This is a genomic window from Acinetobacter higginsii (assembly GCF_000369845.1).
Taxonomy (GTDB): Bacteria; Pseudomonadota; Gammaproteobacteria; order Pseudomonadales; family Moraxellaceae; genus Acinetobacter; species Acinetobacter higginsii.
The window spans coordinates 480,010-506,900 of record NZ_KB850223.1; the positions used below are offsets into that span (position 1 = coordinate 480,010).

Below are 26,891 nucleotides of genomic sequence, written 5' to 3' on the forward strand. Positions count from 1 at the left end.
TGCACCAATATATAAAATCAAGCCACAGAATGCGGAAGCAAAAATCACATACATGACTTTGACTTCAAAATAGAACAAGGCGATGAATGCTGCAACTGCAATAAACAAAGCTTCATAGTTGAATGGATGATCAAAACCATTCGGCCATAAAACGTGGTAACTAAAGAAAAGTGCAAGATTTAAAATTACGCCAACAACAGCGGCAGTGATTGCTGTTAAAGGGGCGGTAAATTTTAATTCATTATGAGTCGATTCGATAATCGGGGCACCAGCTAGAATAAAAATGAAAGAAAATAGAAAAGTAAACCAAGTAACAATGACAGCACCTAAAGCACCTGCTAAAAATACATGATCACTTCCTAATAGTGCATGATTAAATCCACCTAAGAACCCTACAAATGCAACAACCATAATCAGAGGACCTGGGGTGCTTTCGCCAAGTGCTAGGCCATCAATCATTTGGGTTGGACTCAACCAGCCATAAAAATTTACAGCACCTTGATATACGTAAGGTAATACGGCATAAGCCCCACCAAACGTTAACAGCGCAGCCTTTGTGAAGAACCAAGCCATTTGTGTATAGGCATGATCCCACCCTAGGCTTAGGGTCAAAGCTATAATTGGTGTAAACCATAAGATCGCACCAATGAACAATATTTTTCCTAAGTGCTTCCAACTAAATATGGCATGTTTTGGGGTTGGTGTATCATCATCAATTAATGCAGGACCATAATCTTTTTTGCCTTGCTGATGTGAACCTCCACCCGTAAAAAAACTTGGATATTTTTTACTTGCCAAGTATCCAATGATTGCAGCGCTTAGAACAATTAAGGGGAATGGTAGGTTAAAGAAAAAGATAACAACGAAAGCAAGTGCAGCAATTGCCCATAAAAATTTATTCTTTAAAGATCGGCTGCCAATCCGGTAAGTTGCATGAAAGACGATAGCAACAACAGCTGGTTTAATTCCATAAAAGAGGCCAGCAATGATAGGAACATCACCAAACTTTACATAGACCCATGAAAGGGCGATCAGGATAAATAAAGAAGGTAAAACGAATAAGACACCTGCAACAATACCACCTATAGTCCTATGCATTAACCAACCTATGTAGGTTGCTAATTGTTGAGCTTCAGGTCCGGGTAATAACATGCAGTAGTTGAGAGCATGTAAGAAACGTTTTTCAGAAATCCAACGTTTTTGTTCAACAAGTTCTTGGTGCATGACAGCAATTTGCCCCGCTGGCCCACCAAAACTAATAAATCCCAATTTAAGCCAAAATAAGAAGGCTTGCCAAAAATGAACTGGCTGTGCTGGCTCATCGGGTGCAGCGGCTTGTTCTTGTTCCATGATTATTCTCTTGATAGGTTGGCATATAAGCCATCGAAAATGTGATTCGATAATGCAAATAATTGGTCATCGTCACTTATCTGACTTCGAATTCCTTGAATAACTTTTTCAATACCAATTGCTTCGGGAGGTTCAATCCCACCTACATCAAGGTAATGAACAATTTCAGCGATTTTCTTTAATGCGGGTGTTTCTAGATCAAAACTATGTAAAAGAACTTCGAAGGTCACCCAATGATTGATATGACTGAAAGTTGCGCCATCAAAATCGAATCCAAATGCTTCTTTTGGGCAGTCACTTGGTGTTTCTAACCAAATGAATGTTGGTGAGGTATCAATAAATGTCTTTATTAGCCATGCAGAGGCTAGACGATCAATCCAAGGTCTTTTACGTGTTGCCCAAATTCTATTCTGATAACTAGCTTTATCTAGAAGTTGAATGTGAGCTTGTATTGCTTGAGGCTCATTCACTTCACCATGACGTGCAATTGAAAGTTCTAATGAAGATAGCTCATTTAAAACCTGTGCTTGAGTCTCATCGGGGTAGTAGTCAATTTCTACAAGCGCATCGATATTTTTTCGTAATTTACGAACTTGTTTGAGCAGTTCTTTCTTTTCGTCTTTGGTCTGCCGATCTCTTAATTCGGACAGTTGTTTATAGAGAGCATCGTATTCTTCTTTTCGACTGAAGAAAGGGGCTAGTTCAAGATTTATAGGTTGGTCTGCATGAAATATATAAGCAGCCCCTTGTTCTGAAATAACATCATCAGCAATAGGATTAAATTTCTCACTATGAGAAATAGGGAGCAAATAGACCCCATCTCTTAGAATTGCTGCACCACTTGCTTTGAGGGATCGCCAAACTCTCATGCGAGTGGTTGTGTTCTGTGTGGGAAGTGATGATATGAGTAAGGATATTTTCATGTAATATACTCAACTTATTTGTTTAGTATATTACTTTTATTTTTACTGTGGTACAAATATTAAGAAATGATTTCTTATATCAGGATAAATATTAAGACGGGCGGCAGATAAGCTTTGATTGAAGTAGAATTAAAGTTGAAAACTATTCGATGTGTTTACGTTACTGATCTATTGTGCTGAAAAAAGGCTCAGTCGTAGTTAGCTTGTAGAGATGGCAATTTCTATTTTGAAGATTATGTTAGATAGCTTTAAAAAGTTTATGCTTAAGTTGTATATTATTATTTTTAGAAATAATAATATCTTAGTTATTAAGCTATATTCATAGTCGAATTTTTAAAAGCTTAAAATAAATAATTGGGGATAATAATGCGCATTGAAAAAATTAAAGTAGAAGGTTTTAGGCTTCTTGAGAGTGTCGAATTCGGATTGGAAGAGAATTCAACTGTAATTGTTGGACGTAATAATAGTGGAAAGACATCTTTTACCAGTATTTTTGATTGTTTTTGTGGTGAATCTGGAACAAGATTTCGGCTAGAGGATTTTTCAGTTTTATCACGAGAGAAATTTTTAAAAGCTAAAGAATTAAGAGAGGCGGGGGAAAGTTCAGAAGTAATATTCGAAGCACTTCCTCGAATCTCTCATACACTTACATTTCAATATAATAAACTTTCTCCTGATTTAGGTTCTCTATCCCCTTTTGTTATTGATTTAGATGAAGACTCTACAACGGCTATTGCGCGAGTTGAGTATCGGCCTATTTTGAAAAATATGCATTTGCTTTTTGACCTTACCTCATCTTCCGCAGTGGTTGAACCTCGTACACATTTTTATAAAAATTTGAAGGGTAATTTGTCTAAAGCTTATGGGGTTCATGTAAGTGCAATTGATCCTACTGATAGTACAAATACGAGAGATTTTGAAGGCACATCTGCTTTAATAGCATTATTACAATGTAACTTTGTATTAGCTCAAAGAAATCTTGATAAAACAAAACTAGGGGATGCTGATGTAATAGGTAAATTGCTTAGTGAGCTATTTAAGACAGCTACAGCACCATCTGCTGCTGAGGCAGATCAAAATTTAGCTATAAGATTAAAGCAATCTGTTGAAAGTATTGAGCATAATGTCCAACTCGACTTTGATGGCATGCTTAAAGAATTATTGCCAGTTATGAACGTAATGGGATTCCCAAGTCTTAATGATACTGAGATAAGACCAGAGACATCATTAAACGTGGAATCATTATTATCAGGGCATACTAAGGTCGTTTATAGCGGAGTTGATGGAGTACATTTACCAGAAGGGTATAATGGTCTAGGAACCCGTAATTTGATTTACATGTTGCTACAGTTAGCAAGCTATCACAAAATCTATAGATCAAAATCAATTAGCCCTGCTACTCATTTAATATTTATTGAAGAGCCAGAAGCTCATTTACATCCTCAAATGCAGGAGGTTTTTATCAATCAATTAAATGTGGCTGTTCAAAAATTATCGGAAAATTATTCTAACAAAGATAAATGGAATATCCAGTTTGTTATCACAACACACTCCCCACATGTTGCGAATGCTGCAAAATTTGATGCTGTTAGATATTTTTATAATGAAATTCATAAGACAGAAAACGTACGTCATACAAAGGTTAAAGATTTTAAGAAGGGGTTGAGTAGTATTTCTGTTAAAGATCAAAAATTTTTACATCAATATATGACCTTAACGAAATGTGATCTTTACTTTGCTGATAAAGCTATCTTAGTTGAAGGGACAACAGAACGTTTATTAATGCCAAAGTTATGTCAATTAGTTGATGAGTCTCTTGATGAACCACAAAAACTAGCCAGACAATATGTGACTTGTGTTGAGGTTGGTGGAGCACATGCGCATATTTTTTACCCACTTCTTGACTTTCTGGAGTTGAAAACGTTAGTAATCACTGATCTAGATTCAACAAAAAAAGGCAAAATAACTAAGAATGGAAAACAGGAAGATGCATGGGTGAAATGCCCAGTAGTTGATGGTCAGAATACATCTAATGCTGCCATTAAAAACTGGTTTTATCCTAAAGAAGTCGATGATACTGGTAAAGTTAAGAAAAAAGCTAAAAATGAGGATAGTCAAATTTCCCCGTCAGTCTTGATTGCTAAAACTGCTCAAGAGAAACAAATTAAGTTCCGTAGAATTGCATATCAAATACCAGAAGATCCAGAAACTAATATATGCGCTAGAAGTTATGAGGATGCTTTCATATTAGCTAATCTTTCTAAATTTGAATTACCTGAAGGACAAGATATTGCTGTTGCTGCTTGGGAAAAAGCACAAGGGCTTATTAAATCTGATTTCGCCTTAGAATATGCAATTCTAATAGAAGATTGGTCGGCACCAAGATATATCAAGGAAGGTCTAATTTGGTTATCTGAAATGGACACTATAAAAAAATCAAACTATGAATTAACTACAGGCGAATAAGTAGCATGAGTGAGATTTTAGACAATCCAGCAATAATTGCAGCTCAACTAGCTGAAGCAAAAATTAATGCAGCTATAAAAGCAGGACGAAGTTTCCGGCTAGAAGCTGGCGCAGGTGCGGGAAAAACATTTTCTTTAGTTCATGCTCTAAAATCCATTATTAAAGAGCGTGGTAGATCATTAACGCAAACAGGTAAAAAAGTAGCTTGTATTACTTATACGGAAGTTGCAAGAAATGAGATTGCCCAAGAAATTGAAGACCATCCAGCAATTTTAGTCGATACTATACATGGATTCTCATGGGCTTTTATGCGCCAATTTCAAAAAGCCATAAGAGAGATTCTTATTGAAGATAATTCAAGAAAAGAAAAAGTTGAACAAGGTGGTGGCATTGGGTCTAAATCAGTGGAATACGAGTTGGGCTTTTTTGGTGTTAATGATCAGAAAATTACACTGAGTCATGATGATATCCCAACGATGATGGCTAAATTACTAAGTAAAGAAAAGTTTCGGAAAATATTTAGCAATCAGTTTCCGGTAGTTTTTATTGATGAATATCAAGATACCAATCGCCAATTTATGGATGCTATTACAGAGTATTTCTTAAAACCAAAGGTGGGACCACTTTTTGGTCTTTTTGGAGACCATTGGCAGACTATTTATGGTAGTGAATATGAATTGGCAGAGTATCCAATCGAAGAGATTGCAAAGGGATCAAATTTTCGATCAGTTCCAGCAATTGTAGATATATTAAATAATTTAAGACCAGACTTACCACAAGCTGTCAGTTCGCCAGATGCAAAAGGTGAAGCTAGATTTTTTCATACTAATTCTTATAAGGGGACACGAACAGATGAGAGAAGTTCTAAAGATGATTTACCAATAGATATAGCTCGATCTACTCGTACAAGTTTGATACAGAGGCTACAAAATGAGGGGTGGGATATTGAAAAAACTAAGATACTGATGTTAAGCCATAATGTTTTAGCATCTGAACAAGGATACCCTCAATTAATTAAAGTATTTGATGGACGTAATGATCAATTTGCTAAAAAAGAAGACCCTGTAATAAAATTTTTTGCAGAAATAGTTGAACCAATGAGTGTTAGCTATAGCTTATCAAATTATGGTGAGATGTTTAAAATCTTTGGCTCACGGCCTGCAATAACGAAGCATGAAGATAAATCTTGTTGGCGACGGGATATGGATCAATTATTAAAACTAAGACAAGAGGGGACTATAGGGCAAGTGATAGATCATCTTAAGCAGACAAAACGTCCCTCCCCCCCAGATAGAGTGCTTAGACGAGACGATGAGCTTATTTCTCTAAGAAATTCACCTGACACGGAAATGTCTTCAACACTACTTCGTTATAATAAATTAAGAGAAATTCCATATAAAGAAGTAATCGAAGTTACAAAGTTTATTGAAAAGCAAACTCCATTTGCAACTCAGCACAGTGTTAAGGGGGCAGAGTTTGAGAATGTATTAGTAGTTTTAGGTGGTGGATGGAATAATTATAAATGGCCACAGCTTCTCGAGTTGCTTGAGACTAAAAAGTTGACTAATGCAAACACAAAAGGTTTTTATAGAGCTCGTAATCTTTTCTATGTATCTATTTCTCGACCAATGACGAGACTGGCTGTGTTAGCTACTCAGACATTATCTAATACAGCACTTGTAACAGTGAATAATCTATTTGGAAGTGAGAATGTAGTAGAATTAAGTTTAGATACATAGAGTTGTTTTCAACTTATGTATCTAACTTTTTAAACATATTTTTTGGGAAAAAATAAAGAATTTATACCTATACTATAGATTATTATTTTTATCCCAACTATCTACATGTTCAGCCCACCATTGCATCATCGTTTTACGATCATTTAACCATTGAGCATGATTGTACGATGCCCTTGTTTTATTATCTGAAACGTGGGCAAGTTGTATTTCAACCCAATCCTTATTAAAACCATTCTCATTAGCCACAGTGGATGCAGTTGCTCTTAGAGTATGCATCCTGAACTCTAATTTCATATTACTCAGGGCTGTATTCAATGTGGTTTTACCCATCATTTCCCCGTCTTCTCCTGCAAATATATATTCACTATCTGGATAAAGTGCAAATTGCTCTTTTATGATTTCAATGGCTTGGTCAGACAATGGTACAACATGCATTCTGTTCTTTTTCATATTGCGCTTGCCAGCCAAAATATCAGCCCTTGATACTGCTGGAATCGTCCATGTCTTATCTTCAAAGTCAATATATTCCTTTTTACCTCGACGTATCTCAATGCTTCTAAGCCATGTGTATATTGCGGCTTTAATAGCATTTCGTGTGCTAATTGAGCCACCGTATGCATTGAGCTTAAGCATAAGTACTTTTTTTTCAGACTCAGTTAATGGTCTGGCATGGGTTACATCTGGCTGTTTAATGTAACCTCTAAGAACATAAGTAGGATCTATAGAAATATGTTTTGTGATAATTGCATATTCCATAACCTCACCAATGATTTGTCTTACAAAAATCCCTTTAACTTCTCCTGTGCCTCTTCCTGATTTTTTGATTCTTGCCATAGTACTATCAAGCACAGTTTTAATATCAATAGAGTCAATCTCATGAATAGGTTTGTTACCAATAAGAGGGTAAACATCTTTCTCAAAATAACTGCTTCGGCGTTGTTCCCATTCCTTGGATTGTTGAGCTTTTCGGGAATTTATAAATTCACTTGCGACTAACCGAAATGTACCATTATTTGCTTTAATTGCTTCAAGGCGTTCATTTTTCTGGTGACCTATTGGGTCTACTCCTTTGGCAAGTTGCTCTCGATATTCAATAGTTTTTAATCGAGCATATGCTAAAGTAATTTCAGGATATTTACCGATTGTGAGCATTTTTGCTTTAGTAAGAAAGCGGTAACGATAACGCCAGAATTTGCTACCAGATGGGCGGACTTCTATACAGAGCCCTGAATGATCAGCCATGCGGTATAATTCTTCACGTGGTTTTAATCTTTTGATTTTTAAATCGTTCAGCATATGTTGTGAGTAACGCTATTTTTGAAAGGGCTTACTCACAATCTTACTCACAAAAATTGGTAATTGCATGTATTACATTGTTATGGAAGGTTAGAATAAAAATATCGTTGAATCAATTGGATAGGTTGTAATGTGATTTGTATTTAGAGAAGGTTAGATTGTTAATTGGCATGATGTAATTCATCTACGTCTAGATCAGAAAAATCCCTGCATTTGCAGGGATTTTTTTATGGATCATTTTTGAGATTTAACGGAATAAAATAATCATCCAAGTAAAGAAAATAATCGCTAAAGAAACAAATTGCGCAGCACTGCCCATATCTTTTGCATTCTTAGACAATGGATTTTTTTCTAAGGATACACGATCAACAACGGCTTCAATGGCCGAATTAAACAGCTCTACAATAATCGCCAATAAACAGACCGCAACCATCAGCGCTTGTTCAACGGCTGATACATGTACCAAGAAGCTTATCGGGATCAAGATCACATTCAGTAATAGGATTTGTCGGAAGGCAGCTTCATGGCTAAAAGCGGCTTTAAATCCTGCGATTGAATAGCCTGTGGCATTTAAAATCCGCTTAATGCCACTTTTGCCTTTATAGGGAGAGTATTGCGTCATTACGATAGAGGAATGAGAGAAAGGCTTATTATAAGAGCAAAGATGTTGCAGTAAATTGGCAATATGTCGCATGCGTGTAGCATAAGCCACATCTTTCTGCCATTAATCTCTACGAAGCTTGCATTTATAAATTGTCAATTTGTGCTGTGCTAAGGATAATAAGCACAGAATTATTGAAGGAAAGCGCTGCATGAAAATTATCGCAGATGAAAATTTGGCATTTACCGATTATTTCTTTGCGGAATTTGCAGAAATACAGCACCGAGCAGGACGTACCCTGACTCATGCGGATGTACAAGATGCCGATGCACTTTTAGTTCGCTCAGTGACCAAAGTGAACCATGCCTTAATTGATCAAACGAAAATTAAGTTTGTAGGTAGTGCCACCATTGGAACCGACCACCTTGACATTCAGGCACTCGAACAACAACATATTGCGTGGAGTAATGCCGCAGGTTGTAATGCACAAGCTGTTGCAGAATATGTGATTACTGCGTTACTACACTTAGATATCAATCTTTTGGAAAAAAATAAAGCCTTCACTTTAGCCATTGTTGGTTTAGGGAATGTTGGCAGCCGCCTTGCTGTGATGGCTCAACTGCTGGGTTGGAATGTAATTGGCTATGATCCTTATGTGCAATTAGGCGGTATTGAAAATGTCTCTTTTACTGAGCTGTTAAAACGTGCCGATGCAATTTCAATTCATGTGCCTTTAACCTTATCGGGTGATTTCCCGACACAGCATTTATTTGATACAGCTGCTTTGGCTGCAATGAAACCCTCTGCTGTTTTAATCAATAGTGCGCGTGGACCAGTAATTGAACAGGCTGCATTAATGGCAGATATTATCACCACGCAGCGTCAAGTCGTTCTCGATGTATTTGAGTTTGAACCAGAAATTTCTGAGCAACTGTTGGATTTATTGGCCTTAGCAACGCCACATATTGCGGGCTATAGTCTTGAAGGGAAGGCCAGAGGCACACAGATGATCTATCAAGCTTTTTGCGATAAATTCTCTTATGAAGCCTCGAAGCATTTTGAGAGTCAATTGCCCCAGGTGGAACAATATTTCGGGCAGCAGGATTTAAAAGTTGTGCTTAAACAACATCTGACTCAGATTTATGATATTGCTGCTGATGATCAGCAACTTCGTGCTTGTGTTCAGGGTGGCAAGGTTGAGCAAACCGCATTTGATTTACTTCGAAAAAATTATCCTTTGCGCCGTGAATGGGCTGCACATGGTGGGCCAAAAGCATGAGTCAAGATATGAAAAGCTACCAACCGACCTGTTCACTTGAGGCCTTAAAAGCGCGTGCTGAGATGTACAGCAAGATTCGTCAATTCTTTGCGCATCGGCAAGTGCTGGAAGTGGAAACACCAGTTCTGTCGCAGGCAGGTGTGACGGATGTCCATTTGGCTTCTGTTCAAGTACAGCGTCATATTCACGGTAAATTAAATACCCAGTATTTACAGACCTCGCCTGAATTTCCAATGAAACGTTTATTGGCCAGTGGCAGTGGGGCAATCTATCAAATTTGCAAAGTATTTCGTGATGATGAACATGGGCGTAAGCACAACAGTGAATTTACCATGTTGGAATGGTATCGACCGGGATTAGACTTAAAGGGCTTGATGCATGAAACTGCGGATCTGTTAGAAAGCTGTTTGGCACATCGTTTTGGCGATATTCGTCCAGTTGTTCTCAGTTATAAGCATGCTTTTCAGGATCGTTTGGATATTAATCCTTTGCAAGCGAGCTTGAAACAACTCAAAGATACAGCCAATCGAGTTGGGCTTAATCTTGATTTGGGTGATGATCGTCTAGCTTATATGGACCTGTTATTCTCGCACTTTGTCGAACCTAGTCTAGGCTTCGATGCACCTGTATTTTTGACTGATTTTCCACCTGAAATGGCATCACTGGCAAAAGTAAAACAGGATGAGGATGGTGAATCCGTTGCCGCACGTTTTGAGGTGTATATTGAAGGTTTAGAGCTGGCCAATGCCTACGATGAGTTATTAGATGCTGAGGTTCTAGCATCTCGTTTTGAGGCAGATAATGCAGAGCGTGCAAAGCAGGGTTTGGTGGTGATTCCAACGGATCAGCATTTATTGGCAGCTTTACCCCATATGCCTGAATGTTCTGGTATTGCTTTGGGTATCGACCGCTTACTCATGGTTGCCATGAATCAAGTCAAAATTGACCAAGTAATTGCATTTCCTGCTGAGATTGCCTAGGACTTTTATTTTCAATCCTTATAGAAGTTGCATTAATAGCTGCATCAACTCACTTTGGCGATGTGTTCGGGTTTTTTTAAAAATTGATTGCAGATGCTTCTTCACTGTATCGGCTTGAATTTCATGTGAAAGGGCAATTTCTTTGGTGGTTTTACCTTCTAGAAGTTGCTCACATATTTTATGTTCAACAGGCGTAAACATAAACAGCTGGGTACAAATGTCTTTTTGATATTTTGGCTTCTGTTTTAATCCAGAGAAGGTGGCAAGTAAGACTGGACGAAGGCCAAAAATCTTATGAGTTTTATCAGGACTAAGCAAATCCAGCGTTAAGAATAAATGTTGATCTAGCAACATGATTTTAGACCGTTCATGATGTGTCTGTTCTGGATTGTTTTTATAATGGCGTTCGAGCTCAATCAGGTTTTGATCAAACTGAATTTGTCGGTCCTCACTGAAAATAAAGCGACGTTGTTGGATGTGGATATGAGGATTATTTTTCAGTAATTGCTCAGCTTCAGCATTAATTTCTAAGATATCTCCATTGAGATTAATAATCGCAATCGGTTGGTTCATTTTTTGAATTAACTGTGACCCAAGTAGGGTCATGGTGGAATATTCAAAATGATGGCGATATTGTTGAATTTTCTGCTGTACGATCGGCAAAATTTCATAAATCGGCTGAAGTTCAGTACAGCTTAATGCACCACGCTCAGGGCTGGTGAGAAAAGCGAGTAATACACAGACTTTATGATCATAAATGATTTGGATGGCTGAACAGAAACGTAGATCTAAGGGTTGTAAAACACGTTGGTATACTTGGGTTTGAATAATTTCATGCTCTTGAAAATGTTGAAAACAATGCATCCATCCCGTCATCGGTCCCAAAAGCATTTTCTTTAAACGTGGGTCATCATCTATGGCCAAGCGGATTTGGGTCAGTGCGGCTTGTTCAAGTTGATTGGAGTCAAAATTCACACCGTGATGGACGCTAAAGGAGAGTGCTTGGACTTCAAGGTCAACAGCCAACAGTTGCGAAGCTTGCACATCAAAATAGTGATTCAGTTGCTCTAAGAAAATCATCCAATCATCAGCATGTTGAACTTTATTCAAGATGTCCACGACTGGGCTGTGTTGGCTTAGAGTCATCTAAAATCCCATCGAAAATAGAATATATTCCATATAGTTTATATGGATTTTAACTAAATGAAATTATTAAATTAAAAAAATGTGACTTCTTATGCAATTATCAGATGAAATGAGTATTTAAAGTTAAATCAGTTTTGAACGAAATATGCCTAAACGCATTAGCAGGTTTAGGCATATTGGGGTTTAGCAGCGTCCTTTTTTGGCTTGTCCTGGAGGGCAGAAATCACCACGACCATCATGATGGTTGTCTGGATCAACAATTACGCTGCCATGTGGGGTATGTACGGCACAGGCCGATAAGCCGAATGTAAGTAAAGTGCTGAAGCAGAGCAGTATTATTTTCATCCTTGCATCCTATTGTTATTGCTTTCCCTTCTACTGTAAATCGATCAGTCGGTTTCAGCTAGCAGAAGGATGCAGGTTTTTAACATAGATTTGTATCATTCTGCTGTACGTAAAACCGTTCTAAATCCGACATGCGTTGCCGCCAAGTCAAATTCTTGTGGATAGCGGCTGCTATTTCGATAACGGGCGCAAAAGTTGGAGGCACATAGAAAAGAACCGCCTTTAAGTACATATTGCGTTGCGGTGCTGTTTTGTTGACGTAGTTCTGCATAATTGCCCATGTGCTGATCATGTGCGCCGTGATAAACAGAGGAGGTCCACTCCCAGACATTGCCAATCATATCGAACAGCTTAAAGGCATTGGCAGGGTAGCAGCCGACGGGTGCGACACTTTGAAAATGATCTTCAACTGTATTATTGAAAGGAAATTCACCTTGCCAATAATTGGCTTGTGGATGTTGATGGGCATCCTGTGGTGCTTGGTGTAAAGGGGTATCTGTTTTCGAACCAGCCTTGGCTGCATATTCCCATTCTTGCTCTGTAGGTAAATCCCGACCCAACCAAACGGCATAGTGTTCAGCATCATTTTTAGTGACATAGCGAACTGGCTCAGACGGCAATGGGGGCTGACCTTGAGCACCATTGGGTGTTTTCCATGTGTAATCTGTTTTTAGTTGCCACCATTGATTTGGGTTATTCACATCAGGAGAAAATACTGCAGCTTGTTTCTGTTTTTCCGCATCAGTGACATAGCCTGTTGCTTTAACAAAACTGGAAAACTGGGCAACTGTCACTTCGGTTTGATCGATCCAAAAACCTGCCACCTGACGTTGTGGTTTGCCAAAATTCAGCTCATCAGGGTAGGCTAAGTTTGAACCCAATTGAAATGAACCTTTAGGAACCCATACCATCCCAGCGGTTTTACTGTTTTGCCATGCTTCGGGTAAACCAGAATACTGTTGGCATTGCTGTAATGAACCTAGTTGAGCCTCGGTGCTGTTTTGAGTATGTGAATGAGTGGTAGTAGGCTTAACTTTGCTACAGCCTGTCACAAGGGACAGGCTGCTAAGTGAAACTAAAAAGATAATCCACTTCATTTAAGGAAATATTCCTTAACACCATTTTGTTGGGTGTATTTGTTATAGACATCCACTAGCTCTTGTAACTTGGCAGGATTATCTTGAGCAAGGTTTTGCGTTTCACCTCGATCATTTTTCAAGTTGTATAGTTCCCAGGTTCCTGTTCCTAGTTCTGATTTACCTTGTAATGCAATTTTCCAGTCCCCTTGACGGGCATATTGACTGCCATGTAATTCATCGGCAAAGCTAAAGTTGACTGGGCGAATGGCTTGGGCTTTATTGTCGAGTACGGGTTTCCATGAATAGCCGCTTGGTGTATTGATTTGACGACCTTTGTATTGACCTTGTGGGACGGCAATATTTGCGTAGTCGAGCACGGTTGGGAACACATCCAAGACCGAGGCAAAACCATGATGCGTGGCTTGAGCCTTGGTTTGGTATGGCAGTTTTACAATGGCAGGTGCGGTGGTTGCACCTTCACCGGCAGTATCTTTCCAGAGATGGAATGGCGCAGCACTGACTTCGGCCCAACGTGGTCCAACATAGTGATAAGAGCTTGAAGTCCCGACGTTATTGACACTGTTATCAAAACCTGACTCGGCTCCATAATTGCCACGAATAAAACCTTCTGCGCCATTATCGGAAACAAAGAAAATTAAAGTGTTGTCATATAAGTTATTACGTTTTAAATATTGAATCACCCGACCAATATTGGCATCCAGATTTTCCACCATACCTGCGTAGATTTCCATTCTGCGTGCTTCAAGCGCTTTTTGCTCGGTTGAAAGCTCATTCCACTTACCATATTTTTGTGGTGCATTTTGCGTGGCGATTGGTTCAGCTGCTTTAAAATTTGCTGGAATTAATCCGAGTTGTTTTTGACGGGCTATGCGTGCATCGCGGATCACATCATAGCCAGCATCATAAACACCACGATAACGATCACGATATTCAGCAGGTGCTTGTAAAGGCCAATGTGGTGCGGTGTAAGCAGCATAGGCAAAGAACGGTTTACCTGAGTTTTTACCTGATTCTAGATAGCTGATCAGTTTGTCGGTGAAGTAGTTGGTAGAGAAGAAATCATCAGGTAAGGATGAAATCGGAACTTGTTTGCCGTCTTCGGTATACGTGGCATTACGCTTATAGGCACTTGGTGCTTGTTTAAAATGTAGATCTAAGCCTTGCAATAACGTAAATGAATGATCAAAACCTTTGGCATGTGCGTTGGTTGCATTGGTTAAACCCAAGTGCCATTTACCACTGATATAGGTTCGGTAGCCATTGTCTTTCAGGACTTCGGCAATGGAGAGTGAACGCTCATTTAAATAGCCCTCATAACCAGGTTGACCTTTTAGATGCTCAGGTGTGAGCTCAGCCATTGCACCAATGCCTGCTAAATGGTGGTCAGTCCCCGAAATCAATTGTGAGCGTGTTGGAGAACAGGTTGGAGCGGTATGATAATCCGTTAAAATACGACCTGCTCGGGTCAGTTCATCGATATTCGGGGTATGAATTTCCCCACCAAAAGCACCTAAGTCGGAATAGCCTAAGTCATCTGCCATGATGAATAAAATGTTGGGCTGTTTCTTGGTTTCAACCACGGTATTGGAGTCATCAGAATCATTATTGCTGCAAGCTGAAATTGAAAGGCTAAATAATGCGATAGAAAGTGTGCTAAGAAGGCTATTACGAGACATTAGAATCGACTTAATTTTATAGAAGAATTATGGCGAGTTTAGAGAGATGATTTTTATGATAAAAATAATTAAAATTTGATTATTAATCTTAAAAAAAGAAAAGCCTCAATGCTGGGGCTTTTCTCTAAGATGATTTAAAATGGGATTTTGGTGAGTTGATTCAAGAAATGTGGAATGACCCGTGGCTCTAAAATGATAGTCACCACCACACCATAGGCAGCACCCCAGAGATGCGCACTATGATTGATATTGCTATTGCCGCGTTTACCTGACCAGATGCTATAAGCCACATATAAAATGGCAAAAATAATCGCAGGAACGGGAATGAAGAACACAAAAATCAAGTTCCAAGGCTGGAACAGGATATAGGCAAACAGTACCGCCGAGACTGCACCAGAAGCACCTAAGCTCGCCCATCGTGCATCATGACGATGTTTCAGATAGCTCGGTAAAATGGCAACAATGAGTCCGCCCAAATAGAACAAAACAAAGCCCATGTCATAGAAAAACTGACGATAGAAGCTTTCGATAATATTGCCGAAGAAAAACAGCGTGATCATATTAAACAATAGATGCGTGCCATCGGCATGAATGAAACCATGTGTGATAAAACGGTCATATTGTCCACGTTGCATTGCAGGAGGCCAAAAGATCAAACGGTTCATCACCGCCTGATTGGAGAAGGCCAATAAGGAGATTGCAACAGTAATAATGATGAGAGTCACAGTGTGACCAAAGGGTAGATGTAACATATAGGTTTTAAATTGATCAGTGTCTAAGCAATAATGCCATTAAAAACTTAATAAACAATGTTCTTGCATAGAATTCCTACAAAAATGGTTGATTTTTTTTTATTACCCTCCATCTTCGGTTAATATAACGACATCAGCTTGAGGATTATTGTTATGTCGACTGAGAACACCAACACTGCTGTCGCAGAAGAAATTCCAAACCTTTTAATTACTCCATCTGCACAAGAGTATTTAGGTGATTTATTAGCAAAGCAAAATACCCCAGGAATTGGCGTTCGTGTTTTTGTAGAGCATCCAGGTACTCCACGTGCTGAATGTTGTATGGCATATAGCGCACCTGAAGAAGTGGTGCCGACAGACTATAAACAGGATTATCCTAATTTTCCTGCTTATGTTGATGCACCATCAATTCCGTATTTGGTTGACGCCGTAATTGACTACAACAAAGATCGTTTTGGTGGTCAATTAACATTCCGTGCACCAAACTCGAAAGTACCGCGTGTCGGCCCAGATGCTTCAATTGAAGAGCGTATTACCTATGTACTGCAATCTGAAATTAATCCAGGTTTAGAAGGGCATGGCGGTAATTGTAGTTTGGTCGAAGTGAATAATGATCCAGAACATGGTCTGACTGCTGTATTGAAATTTGGTGGTGGTTGCCAAGGTTGTTCTGCGATTGATGTTACCTTGAAGCAAGGTGTAGAAACGACTTTAAGACAGCATGTGCCTGAATTACAGCGTGTAGTGGATCAAACCGATCATACACAAGCGGAAGGCGCTTATTTTAAATAATCGCTGGAAATTTACTGTATTTTTAAAAGCCCTTTCGAGGGCTTTTTTTATTGTTTAATCAAAACTGAGGTGATTTTTCCTTATTCTATAAATAGATGTATGCAAAACAAAGTGAATTTATAAATAATAATAATTATCATTTTTATTTAGTTTTATTTGTTTTTTGTTAGAATTCTCATGAATTTTTAAGCAAATCTTAAGATTTTTTCTGAATCGGGTGAAAATATGTCTAATACAATCGTACGTCAATCGCTCCTCACAATTTCTGTGTTGAGTAGTATGATGGCAGTTGCACATGCAGCAGAAACTCAAACCAATAAAGATACAGTGCAATTAGACAAGATTGTTGTGACTGCAAGCGGCTTTGAACAAGATATTAAAAAAGCGGCAGCCTCGATTTCGGTACTGACACAAGAGCAAATCAATAAAAAAGCTTATCGTGATGTGACGGATGCACTTAAAGACGTGCCAGGGGTGGTGGTCACAGGTGGGGGCAGTTCAAGCGATATTAGTATACGTGGTATGGGCAGTGCTTATACCGTGATTATGGTTGATGGTAAAAAAGTAAATACCCGCTCTGTACGACCAAATAGTGATAACTCGGGGATTGAGCAGGGTTGGTTGCCAAATATTGGTGCGATTGAACGTATTGAAGTGATTCGTGGTCCAATGTCTGGTTTATATGGCTCAGACGCAATGGGTGGTGTGATTAATATCATTACCAAGAAAAACGTTACTGAGTGGACTGGATCAATCAAGCTTGATACCACATTGCAAGAAAATTCTGACTCAGGTAATCAATACCAAACCAATGCCTATATTGCAGGCCCTTTGATCGCCAATCTCTTGTCTTTTAAAGCCAATGGCCTGTATTCGCAGCGTGATGAAGATGAAATTTATGGTGGTTATAGCAAGCAAAAAATTCGTGCGGGTGGGGCTGCATTTAGCCTAACACCGAACGATGATCACACCATCGATTTAGAATATCAACGTTCAATTCAAAATCGAGATGCAACGGTTGGAAAGAGCATTTCTCCTGTACAAACCGGACGAAACAAACCTGCTAATTCGCTTACTGATTATTATCGTACTGAATATAGCTTAACCCATCGTGGTAAGATTGGTGCAGTCGAAACGCACTCATATATTCAACGTGAGGAAAATGAAAATCCATCACGTAATATGGAAGCAACCAATACCACCTTTAATACCATCAATAAAATTAATTTTGATCGTCATAGCTTGAGCTTTGGTGGTATGTATTTAAAAGAAGAATTAGATGACAAAGGTAACCAGTTAAGTGTGGGTGGGGCGAAACCTGTTTCAAACCTTGATCGTTATAGTTGGGCTTTATTTGCCGAAAATGCTTGGAACATTGTGGATGATTTCACTCTAACTACATCGCTGCGTTTAGATAAAGATGAAAAATTTGGTGATCACTGGAGTCCAAAAGTCTATGGTGTTTGGGGACTCAATGATAATTGGGTGATTAAAGGCGGTGTTTCTACAGGTTATAAAACACCAGCACTTCGTGCCACAGTTGCAGAGTGGGGGCAAGCAACAGGTGGTGGGCAGAGTAAAGGGGTGATTGTAGGGAATCCTGATCTAAAACCCGAGAAAAGTGTTAACTATGAAGTTTCTTTCAACTGGGATAATTTGGATAATTTGACCGCAGGATTAACGCTATTTAATAGTGAGTTTAAGGATAAAATTACAGAAGTGAGAACCTGTCAGGGTAAAAATGTTGGCGCCTTAGAGTGTGATTGGTTGGGCGAGAAGTTCGATTTTGTCAGCTTACGTGAGAACGTTGATAAGGCTAGTATGCGTGGTGCAGAGGCAACCTTTGGTTGGAAAGTCCTCCCTAATGTGAATTTGAGTGCGAACTATACCTTCACCGACACCGAACAAAAGAGTGGTGTGAATAAAGGCAAGCCTTTAAATGAAATGCCAAAACACATGTTTAACACCACTGCGGACTGGGAAATTAATGATCAGTTCTCAAGTTGGGGACGTGTTAACTATCGTAGTAAAACCTCTGATTACTTGAGCCGTACTGCAATGGCGAAAGGTAAACCTGCATATACCATGGTGGATGTTGGGGTCAATTATAAGCCTACACAAAATATCGCAGTGGCTGCGGGGATTTATAACTTGTTTGATAAAGAGATTGATACAGCAACCTATAATTATGTATTAGATGGTCGCCGTTACAATCTTGGCGTGACCTATAGCTTCTAAATAATAGTAAGGAAAGGATAGGGCAGTAAATGCCTTATCCTTGTTTATTTAAGATCTGATTGACTGCTTCAGAATAATAAAAATTCTCTAAATACACGCGTGCGCGTTGTCTTAAATAACCTGTTTGGATGACTTGCTGTAAAACTGGTGAGAGCAGGTCGGTCAACTGATTTTGAATCAACTCTTCATCAATATTCAGGTCACGCAGTAAAAGATCAAAAGTACGTTCCTGATTACGGGCATACCAAGCATAGACGCCATCATGTACTTGCTGTTTTAGATAAGGGGTTTGACGGATATGTTCCCAAATTTCATGTCCCATACCCACTGTTTTAGGTAGGTCCTGAACTTCGACATAATTACGCAAGACCGATAAAGGCATGACTTTAATTTTATGCCAGAGGTTGGCCTGAAAATGGTAGAGCTTGTCATCATTAAAGTGTTGATTTAACACTTTTTCACTCATTTGACTGATTTTTAAAATATTTTTTTGCAGGTAATGTCCAATTGTTTCATTTAGATTGGAATCAGTCACTGATTCTAAAACCGATTTCCCCATTTTCATAAAATGTCCAACGCCTGGAACACGTTTAGACATCATAGAGTTATCTAAATAATCTTGAATAGAATGCTGAATCAGTTGGGTAATCAATGCCGAAAAGGCGGGGTTATTCACCACTGTTTTGATCAAGCGTTGGCGATGCCCACTTTTGCTTGCTACATACTGGGCGATTGAGTCGATGGTCAGTACAGGGATAACATCTTCAATGGTGTTTTGATCATTGATGGGGTGAATCAAGGCAAAGCGAATGTGTTCCGCAATTTGTTCGACTAAGAATTCACTGGCAGGCGTGGCTAAAATTTGTTTTTCGATCAGCTCAAAGATTTGTTCAAATGACCAAATATGCTGTAGCTGTTGTAAACGCAACCAATGATAGAACTGTTTAAACTCAAGTTGAATGGTTTCTGCTTGTGCAAACTCAGCGTCAAGAAAATCAAGTTGAGCATCAATCAGTTGTTCTATCATGGGTTGTTTAGACATAAAATCTCAAATCGCTCATTAAATTTAGGGTGAAGGTATTGCTGCAGGCTTTTGTGCCTGAATCTTACTGAGGAAAGGTAGATATTGCTGAACCACCAATTGATCTGCCTCCAAGATTGGCATATGTCCAACATTGTCTAAGATTACAGGTGCTTGTGCATTTTTCAGCAGTGATTTTAACTCAGGTGCAACTTCAACATTAATAATTTTATCTTGTTTACCCCATAAAATCAGGGTGGGTGCATCAATTGAGCGCGCCAATAAGGCAAATGAGTCTGGTGTGTAGAGCTTATTCAAGGCAATGATTTGATCAACCATCTTTTGAGTTTGTTCAACCTGACCAATCATCATTTTCTCTTGCGCTTGGGCAATTTCTTTAGGAATGAATGGTGGTGTATGCATGGCTTGTTGCATCAAGAAGTTAAAGTCTCCTTTTTTGCTCACAATCATGTTTCTGACTTGAGTTGGATCTTTAAGATAAGGTGTGGTGGCAGATTTATATACCCCAGCCGCATCAATCAGGAATAAGCTTTTGGTTTCAAATGGATATTGACCTGCATATAGCATCGCAATTGAACCGCCAAGTGAATGACCTGCCACATGTGCTGGGCCGGTGAGGTTGGCTGCTTCAACAAAACGACGTAGTTTTTCAGTCACGTTGGGTACAGAATAATCAAAATCTTTTGGCACCTGAGTTTCACCACTGGCAGGCAAGTCAGGGATGACCACATGATAATTAGCAGTTAAGGCACGTGCGACGCGGTTCCAGTTATCGCGACTGCCAGCCAAGCCATGGATCAAAATCACAATCGGTTTACCTGCTTGGCCACCTTCACTATATGACCACGTAATGTCACCTACTTTTAAAGTTTTACTTTGCAAGCCTGCCCAAGCACGTTCTTGTTGCAGTAGGTTCTGGAAACTCATTTCAATTTCCGCAGCCTGTGTGGTGCTGATTGCAACTGTGGTTAAACTGCATGCCAGTAACGCCGCAGTGAGTGTTCTACGAAAGGGCATTGCAAATTGGTTTTTTGTATTCATTGTTCTGTCCTTGATCTATTTTTACGCCCATTGATTATTGGGGAAAGCGCTAAAGGAGTCATTTGCATAATCTACAGCTGTATGGAAATTCTTGCCAATGAAATCATCAATTTTCCATTATTTTCCTGATTAAAACATTAGCAGACATACTGAGAGTTTTTATTTTTGTCAGTGACTTTCAAACAGGTGCACATTACACTATTTGCTCATGTCAACCATAGATGGATTTAAGCATGCTCACTGCTCAAGAAGCCCTAGAACGTTTAAAAGCTGGTAATGCCCGTTTTGTAAAGGGAGAGGCAGTTCAACAAAAATTATTGTCTCACCAAGAACGTGCCGAAATGGCAAGTGAACAAAATCCTTTTGCGATTGTTTTAGGCTGTTCTGATTCCCGAGTACCTGCGGAAATGGTATTTGACCAAGGTTTAGGTGACCTGTTCGTGATTCGTGTAGCCGGTAATATTGTTGCACCGTCACAGGTGGGGAGTGTTGAGTTTGCGGCAGAACGTTATGACTGTGCTGTTGTGGTGGTGTTAGGCCATAGTCACTGTGGCGCGATTCAAGCGACGATTGATACCTTGATGAACCCACAGCAACCGCCATCGTCAAATTTGATGTCGATTGTCAATCGTGTACGCCCTTCGGTTGAAATTTTGATGCAAACAGATTTAAAAAACGATTTGAAAAAACTGTCAGCTCATGCGGTTCGTTCCAATGTATTTGCTTCAGTGAATCAATTACGTCATGGTTCAGCCGTGTTGGAAAGTCTGATCGAGAAAGGCAAAATGATTGTGGTTGGCGCTGAATATTCACTGGAAACAGGTGAAGTCAGTTTCTTCGATTTTTAAAGCAGATGGCGAGTTGAGAGACTCGCCATTATTTTATCATTCATGTTTTATCCTTCATTAATAAAATTTGGATGTTTCACTCAAAGAGCAACTCCACTATGAATATTATGCCGATATCTGAATCACAATTATCAGATTGGCTAGCATTAAGAAGTTTGCTCTGGCCTGATCATGACGATGCGCATTTATTGGAAATGCGTCAGCTACTTAAACAAACTGATACTTTACAATTATTGGCTTATACCGACACCCAACAAGCAATTGGCATGTTGGAAGCTTCGATTCGATATGAATATGTGAATGGTACACAAACCTCACCCGTGGCTTTTCTTGAAGGGATTTATGTATTACCTGAATATCGACGTTCAGGTATCGCGACTCAGTTGGTTCAGTTCGTAGAGGAATGGGCGAAACAATTTGCATGTACTGAGTTCGCTTCAGATGCAGCGCTGGACAATCATATTAGCCATGCAATGCATCGAGCACTCGGTTTTCATGAAACTGAACGTGTGGTGTATTTTAAGAAAAATATCGGCTAAGCGACTTTTGCGACTCAACTGGTGCTTATAAAGCGCCTTTGATATAGGGATAAGCCACATTCAGCATAATTGGTTGTGCTTTGGCATTGGGATGGATTTGATCATTCTGGATTAAATGTTTCTGCCCAGCCACACCTTCAAGGAAGAACGGCAACAGTTTCACTTTATATTGCTGACTTACAATTTTGTAATTATTTTCAAAAGCCGTGCTATAGGCTGTCCCATAATTCGGTGGTATTTTCATACCAAACAGTAAAACATTGGCTTTCTGTTTTTGGCTCAGTTGTACCAATTGAGCGAGATTCTTTTGAATCATTTGTGGCGGTTGACCACGTAAGCCATCATTGCCGCCAAGCTCAATGACCACAATTTCAGGCTTGTAAGTATTTAATAACTTCGGAAGTCTTGCCAATGCACCGCTGGTGGTTTCACCGCTGACACTTGCATTGACCACTTTGTGCTGTTTCGGATACTGTTGATCTAGGCGTTGTTGTAATAATTGCACCCAGCCTTGTTTTACATCGATGCCATAACCTGCGCTCAGGCTATCACCCAAAATTAAAATAGTCTTTGCTGAAACCAGTGTTGGGATCAAGCCAATGGCGATGATTCCAACTGCTTTTGATAGTGACCAGATAACTTTAGATTTTTGCATCGTATTTCAAATTTGTCCTAAAGGATACGTGACATCATGCCACAACCGATTATCTCTGCCCAAAAAGTTACACAAAATATTCAAATCAATCAGCAAAGTCTCAGCATCTTAAAAGATATTAATTTAGATATCTATCAAGGTGAACAAATTGCCATTACAGGACGTTCAGGCTCAGGAAAATCAACCTTATTAGGTATCCTCGCGACATTGGATCGACCGAGTCTGGGTGAGTTATGGGTCTGTGGAGAAGCAGTTCATACGCTTACTGAAGAACAACGTGCCCGTGTTCGTTTAGAAAATATTGGCTTTGTCTTTCAATCTTTTCAGTTGTTGCCGCAGTTAAGTGCATTGGAAAATGTGATGTTGCCGTTACGTTTGCAACCCGATTTTAATTTCAAGCAGGCAGAACAAAAAGCATTGGCATGGTTGGAAAGGGTCGGATTGATTCGACAAGCACAGCAAACACCGAAAGTGCTTTCAGGGGGAGAGCAGCAGCGTGTTGCAATTGCACGGGCGTTAATTGCAGAGCCGAAAATCATTTTTGCAGATGAGCCCACAGGGAATTTGGATGGACAAACTGCGGAAGAGGTTGAACAACTGTTATTTGATTTAAATAAAGAACTCGGTACAACCTTAGTGCTAGTTACTCATGATCAAAACTTGGCTGCACTTTGCCAACGCCATGTCAAACTCGCCGATGGTCAAATTCAGGAAATCGTTAAGTTGCAGGAGGGGGTATGAGTTCAGTCCTGAAACCCTTACTGTTACAAAGTTTTCGTACTGGGGGCTTATATCTGTTGATTATTGCCTTGTCTTTGGCAATCAGTGCCACTACGGCGCTCAAGTTTAGTAATACTCAAGTCCAAAATGCGGTGGCGCTACAAGCGGCTGAAATGCTGGGTGGGGATTTAGTCCTATCAGACAAGGACCCCATTCACCTGAATTGGCTGCAACAGGCAGATGAACTGAAGTTAAAACATGCTCCAGTGACCGTATTTAGCTCAATGGCACATACCCAAGATCAATTTGTGATGGTGAATGTCAAAGCGGTAGATGCAAATTTTCCCTTACGTGGTCAGTTGGTGATTCAACCCAAAGCACAGGCGATACAACCAGGAGAAGTCTGGTTAAGTCAGCGGGCGATGGATTTATTACATGCAAAAATGGGGGAGCCATTGGCAATTGCCGATGCTCAGTTTAAAGTCACGGGCATTATTGAACGAGATTCTAATCAAGAGACTGGATTTTCAGGGTTCTCTCCGACGGTGATTATTCACCAAGCCGATATTGCTAAAACTAATGCCGTTCAAGTCGGAAGCCGAATTGAATATCGACTGCTGCTTGCGGGTGAGCCTGAGCCAATTAAGGCCTATAAAAAGATTTTTAAACAATCTCAAAAAAATGAACAAGACACTGAACAGCAGGCAGATCAACAATTTGAAGGCGAGCAAAGTTCACTGAAACTCAGAGATGCCAGTCAATCTAATACCCGCTTAATGAAGCCGATTGAAAATCTGGATACCTTCTTACAGCTAGCTAATCTATTGACCATTTTACTCTGTGGTATCGCGATTGCTTTAACCAGTCAGCGTTATGTACAGCAGAATCAAGATCATATTGCATTGATGCGTTGTTTGGGGGCAAGTAAGCGACAAATTTTATTGGCCTATATTGCCTTGCTTGGAATCGTCAGTGCTTTGTCGATTGTGTTAGGCAGTTTGATTGGGATTGCTTTGGGTTATGGTTTACTGCAATTGATGCTGCAACTGATTCCGCAACTGCAATTGAGCTTCGCAGTCGTCGATCTGCTTTATGCCTTACCCATTGCGATTTTTACCAGTGTGATGGTGCTGATTGGCTTTATTTTGCCAAGCATTTGGGAATTATTAAACACACCACCGATTCGGGTGATTCGCCAACAGGAGCGTTCACGGAAGTCTTATGTGGCAATGTTTGCGATTGGTATTGTCAGCTTGATTCTGTTTAGTTTGGTGCTGAGTGATAACCTACAGTTGAGTTTGTTGGTACTCAGCGCAATCTTACTACTTTGCACAATGATGTATGCCTTGATTTGGCTGCTCCTCAAAGCAATTAAACAACTGAAACATCCTCTAGCGGCTTATGTACGGATTCCACATCAAACCGCTTTACAGATCACCGCACTGGCTTTAGGCCTGAGTTTGATAACGGTATTAAGTGTATTGAGAACGGATCTGTTGCAACGTTGGCAACAGCAATTGCCTGTGGGTACGCCGAACCAATTTGTCTATGGTTTACCACCATTTGATATGCCACAGTTCAAACAGCAAATTGAGCAAAATGGTTGGCAATCAACGCCACTGTATCCCAATATTCGCGGACGTTTACTGGCTAAAAATGGACATGCATTCGCGCCTGAATTGGTCAAGCAAAACAACTCATTACGTCGTGAGCTCAATCTGACTCAAGCCAGTCTTTATCCTAAAGACAATGTGATTACCCAAGGGGTTGCAAAATTTAGCAAAGTGGGACAAGTCTCTGTAGAGGAAAAAACAGCGCATGAGCTTGGCATTCAAATTGGTGATCAACTCAGTTTTAGTTTGCCTGAAGGGGCATTGGAAGCCACGGTAGTGAACTTACGTAGCGTCGAATGGGAAAGTTTTAGTCCGAATTTTTTCTTCATCTTCTCACCCGAAACCATGGATGAAAACGCGGGCAGTTATTTAGGCAGCTTCTATCTGCCACCTGCTGATCAGCCGAAAATGGTGCAATTGATTCAGCAGTTTTCCAATACCGTCTTTATTGATGTCGGACGAATTCTAGATGAAATTAAACGTTTGGTGAATGTGCTGGTACAGATTGTCACGGTACTGGCCGCCTTGGTCGGCTTCTCCGGTGTATTGGTATTGATTGCCTGTTTGAATGTGCTGATGGATGAGCGTCGTAAAGAAGTCGCTTTATTACGTTCATTTGGTGTTGCCAAGAATAAGTTAAAACGTATGCTCAGTCTTGAGATTGGTTTTATTGGATTATTGTCAGGTGTGGTGGCGTGTTTGTTTGCCGAAGTGATTAGTGCAATCGCCAGTCACAGGATGCAAATGGCTGTGCAATGGCATCCTGAAATTTGGTTGATCCTACCGTTGAGCATGATGCTCATTTGTACTTTGATTGGTCGTTATCGTCTGAGCTATTTATGTGATATTCCACCATTACAAAGTCTAAGAGAAATGAATCAGTCTTAAAATGTTGACTGATTCTGGCGCAGGATTTCATGCCATAAAGGGTTGAGTCCTGTGCTTAACACTGTGCAATACCAATAAAATGCAGCAAGTAATAGTAATCCAAGACTTAAAGCAATGACTTCGAATAAGCCTTTGTTTTGCGTTTTTTGACTGAAATACCATGTCGCAGCTAATAAAGCTCCCATGATCATACCGCCGATATGAGCGGCATTATTAATGCCTGAAACGGTAAAACCAAAGACAAGGTTAATTCCCATAATCATCAGTAATGACTTTTTATCGAGCCAAAAACGCTGTTGTGGCAAAGGCGGAAATAATGAGACCACGGTCAACGCGGCACCAATGCCCATCACTGCGCCTGAGGCCCCAGCACTGATGTGAGGAAGCAGTTTAGGATCAAACTGCTGTAATAGTTCATAACCATCACGAATGCTTAAATAGCTTGACAGTACACTTCCCATTAAGCCCGCAAGAAAATACAGACCAATATAGTAGCTTCGTCCAAAGAGTTGTTCGGCAACACTACCAAAAATATAAAGTGCCCACATATTCAGCATTAAATGAATCATGCCAAAGTGGAAAAACATGCTGCTGAATAAACGTTCAGGTTCACCTGTGAAGGTGAGTGGGGTAAAATCTGCACCCCAAGCGATTGCATCTACTGGGGCAGGGTCGGTAATATTCACACCTGAAAGAATCTGCCAGCCAAATAATCCGACATTGACTGCAATCAGTAGCGCAGTAAACCACCATGTTTGTATTTGCAATTTTTGATTGATTTGTGGTGGAGTCGTTTCAGTCATGTGTTTACGCTAGTTATTGATATAAAAAATAGCTTAGCATGAATTTGTTGCACGATGGA

23 protein-coding genes are annotated in these 26,891 nt (G+C 39.8%); 10 read left to right on the forward strand and 13 right to left on the reverse strand.

All coding sequences use genetic code 11. The features are described from left to right. Together chrA and F885_RS00550 are read right to left on the reverse strand one after the other, a co-directional pair. The coding region (gene chrA / locus F885_RS00555; protein ID WP_005322932.1) for a chromate efflux transporter at nucleotides 1–1,350 on the reverse strand (1,350 nt) is incomplete at its 3' end. A gap of 2 nt (nucleotides 1,351–1,352) precedes the next feature. Then, nucleotides 1,353–2,273: a chromate resistance protein ChrB domain-containing protein gene (locus tag F885_RS00550; RefSeq protein WP_005322933.1), complete on the reverse strand. Its 921-nt coding sequence runs from the start codon at nucleotides 2,271–2,273 to the stop codon at nucleotides 1,353–1,355. 366 nt (nucleotides 2,274–2,639) lie between these two features. Between F885_RS00550 and F885_RS00545 the strand changes: the two genes are divergently transcribed. Both F885_RS00545 and F885_RS00540 read left to right on the forward strand, forming a co-directional pair. Continuing rightward, nucleotides 2,640–4,739: an ATP-dependent nuclease gene (locus F885_RS00545; RefSeq protein WP_005322934.1), complete on the forward strand. Its 2,100-nt coding sequence runs from the start codon at nucleotides 2,640–2,642 to the stop codon at nucleotides 4,737–4,739. Between the two features lie 5 nt (nucleotides 4,740–4,744). Next, complete coding sequence (locus tag F885_RS00540; RefSeq protein ID WP_005322935.1) at nucleotides 4,745–6,478, forward strand: UvrD-helicase domain-containing protein; 1,734 nt, start codon at nucleotides 4,745–4,747, stop codon at nucleotides 6,476–6,478. Between the two features lie 72 nt (nucleotides 6,479–6,550). On the opposite strand, the gene F885_RS00535 is transcribed toward F885_RS00540, so the two are convergent. Then, nucleotides 6,551–7,774: a tyrosine-type recombinase/integrase gene (locus F885_RS00535; protein WP_005322936.1), complete on the reverse strand. Its 1,224-nt coding sequence runs from the start codon at nucleotides 7,772–7,774 to the stop codon at nucleotides 6,551–6,553. Between the two features lie 247 nt (nucleotides 7,775–8,021). Next, the gene (locus F885_RS00530; protein WP_005322937.1) at nucleotides 8,022–8,396 is read right to left on the reverse strand and encodes a diacylglycerol kinase; all 375 of its coding nucleotides are present in this window, start codon (nucleotides 8,394–8,396) and stop codon (nucleotides 8,022–8,024) included. A gap of 190 nt (nucleotides 8,397–8,586) precedes the next feature. Between F885_RS00530 and F885_RS00525 the strand changes: the two genes are divergently transcribed. Together F885_RS00525 and epmA are read left to right on the forward strand one after the other, a co-directional pair. Next, nucleotides 8,587–9,654: a 4-phosphoerythronate dehydrogenase gene (locus tag F885_RS00525; RefSeq protein WP_005322938.1), complete on the forward strand. Its 1,068-nt coding sequence runs from the start codon at nucleotides 8,587–8,589 to the stop codon at nucleotides 9,652–9,654. After that, nucleotides 9,651–10,634, forward strand: a complete 984-nt coding sequence (epmA, locus tag F885_RS00520; RefSeq protein ID WP_032859842.1) for an EF-P lysine aminoacylase EpmA — start codon at nucleotides 9,651–9,653, stop codon at nucleotides 10,632–10,634. Before F885_RS00525 ends, epmA begins: the two co-directional genes overlap by 4 nt. Before the next feature lie 18 nt (nucleotides 10,635–10,652). Here the strand turns inward: epmA and F885_RS00515 are convergent, their stop codons facing one another. From F885_RS00515 to F885_RS00495, 5 genes are all read right to left on the reverse strand, one after another. Beyond that, on the reverse strand, nucleotides 10,653–11,780 hold the full coding sequence (locus F885_RS00515) for a helix-turn-helix transcriptional regulator (RefSeq protein ID WP_005322941.1): 1,128 nt from the start codon (nucleotides 11,778–11,780) through the stop codon (nucleotides 10,653–10,655). Between the two features lie 183 nt (nucleotides 11,781–11,963). Further along, nucleotides 11,964–12,125: a hypothetical protein gene (locus F885_RS21090; protein ID WP_005184220.1), complete on the reverse strand. Its 162-nt coding sequence runs from the start codon at nucleotides 12,123–12,125 to the stop codon at nucleotides 11,964–11,966. Nucleotides 12,126–12,220: 95 nt separating this feature from the next. After that, nucleotides 12,221–13,222: an SUMF1/EgtB/PvdO family nonheme iron enzyme gene (locus tag F885_RS00505; RefSeq protein WP_005322942.1), complete on the reverse strand. Its 1,002-nt coding sequence runs from the start codon at nucleotides 13,220–13,222 to the stop codon at nucleotides 12,221–12,223. Further along, the gene (locus F885_RS00500; protein ID WP_005322943.1) at nucleotides 13,219–14,901 is read right to left on the reverse strand and encodes an arylsulfatase; all 1,683 of its coding nucleotides are present in this window, start codon (nucleotides 14,899–14,901) and stop codon (nucleotides 13,219–13,221) included. The genes F885_RS00505 and F885_RS00500 overlap by 4 nt, the downstream gene beginning before the upstream one ends. A 134-nt stretch (nucleotides 14,902–15,035) precedes the next feature. Continuing rightward, complete coding sequence (locus F885_RS00495) at nucleotides 15,036–15,653, reverse strand: rhomboid family intramembrane serine protease (protein ID WP_004652042.1); 618 nt, start codon at nucleotides 15,651–15,653, stop codon at nucleotides 15,036–15,038. 153 nt (nucleotides 15,654–15,806) lie between these two features. Between F885_RS00495 and nfuA the strand changes: the two genes are divergently transcribed. Next, on the forward strand, nucleotides 15,807–16,445 hold the full coding sequence (gene nfuA, locus F885_RS00490) for a Fe-S biogenesis protein NfuA (RefSeq protein WP_004652044.1): 639 nt from the start codon (nucleotides 15,807–15,809) through the stop codon (nucleotides 16,443–16,445). 225 nt (nucleotides 16,446–16,670) lie between these two features. Continuing rightward, a complete protein-coding gene (locus tag F885_RS00485; protein WP_005322944.1) occupies nucleotides 16,671–18,683 on the forward strand; it encodes a ligand-gated channel protein in 2,013 nt (670 codons plus the stop codon). Nucleotides 18,684–18,717: 34 nt separating this feature from the next. On the opposite strand, the gene F885_RS00480 is transcribed toward F885_RS00485, so the two are convergent. Further along, on the reverse strand, nucleotides 18,718–19,725 hold the full coding sequence (locus F885_RS00480) for a hypothetical protein (RefSeq protein ID WP_005322945.1): 1,008 nt from the start codon (nucleotides 19,723–19,725) through the stop codon (nucleotides 18,718–18,720). A 24-nt stretch (nucleotides 19,726–19,749) separates the two neighbouring features. Continuing rightward, nucleotides 19,750–20,766, reverse strand: coding sequence for an alpha/beta fold hydrolase (locus F885_RS00475; RefSeq protein ID WP_005322946.1), 1,017 nt, complete (start codon nucleotides 20,764–20,766; stop codon nucleotides 19,750–19,752). 233 nt (nucleotides 20,767–20,999) lie between these two features. Here F885_RS00475 and F885_RS00470 point away from each other — a divergent pair, with 233 nt between their 5' ends. Then, a complete protein-coding gene (locus F885_RS00470; RefSeq protein ID WP_004652048.1) occupies nucleotides 21,000–21,614 on the forward strand; it encodes a carbonic anhydrase in 615 nt (204 codons plus the stop codon). A 98-nt stretch (nucleotides 21,615–21,712) separates the two neighbouring features. Beyond that, nucleotides 21,713–22,153 (forward strand): AAC(6')-Ighjkrstuvwx family aminoglycoside N-acetyltransferase, encoded by a 441-nt coding sequence (gene aac(6')-I, locus F885_RS00465; protein WP_005202238.1) that lies wholly within the window; start codon nucleotides 21,713–21,715, stop codon nucleotides 22,151–22,153. Between the two features lie 25 nt (nucleotides 22,154–22,178). On the opposite strand, the gene F885_RS00460 is transcribed toward aac(6')-I, so the two are convergent. Further along, complete coding sequence (locus tag F885_RS00460) at nucleotides 22,179–22,808, reverse strand: arylesterase (RefSeq protein ID WP_005322955.1); 630 nt, start codon at nucleotides 22,806–22,808, stop codon at nucleotides 22,179–22,181. A 36-nt stretch (nucleotides 22,809–22,844) separates the two neighbouring features. Here F885_RS00460 and F885_RS00455 point away from each other — a divergent pair, with 36 nt between their 5' ends. Both F885_RS00455 and F885_RS00450 read left to right on the forward strand, forming a co-directional pair. Beyond that, a complete protein-coding gene (locus F885_RS00455) occupies nucleotides 22,845–23,549 on the forward strand; it encodes an ABC transporter ATP-binding protein (protein WP_004801429.1) in 705 nt (234 codons plus the stop codon). Further along, on the forward strand, nucleotides 23,546–26,029 hold the full coding sequence (locus F885_RS00450; protein WP_005322957.1) for an ABC transporter permease: 2,484 nt from the start codon (nucleotides 23,546–23,548) through the stop codon (nucleotides 26,027–26,029). The genes F885_RS00455 and F885_RS00450 overlap by 4 nt, the downstream gene beginning before the upstream one ends. Here F885_RS00450 and F885_RS00445 read toward each other — a convergent pair. Next, entirely contained in the window at nucleotides 26,026–26,832 is an 807-nt protein-coding gene (locus F885_RS00445) for a rhomboid family intramembrane serine protease (protein WP_005322964.1), read from the reverse strand. The two genes, F885_RS00450 and F885_RS00445, sit on opposite strands and share 4 nt — an antisense overlap. Nucleotides 26,833–26,891 lie beyond the last annotated feature (59 nt).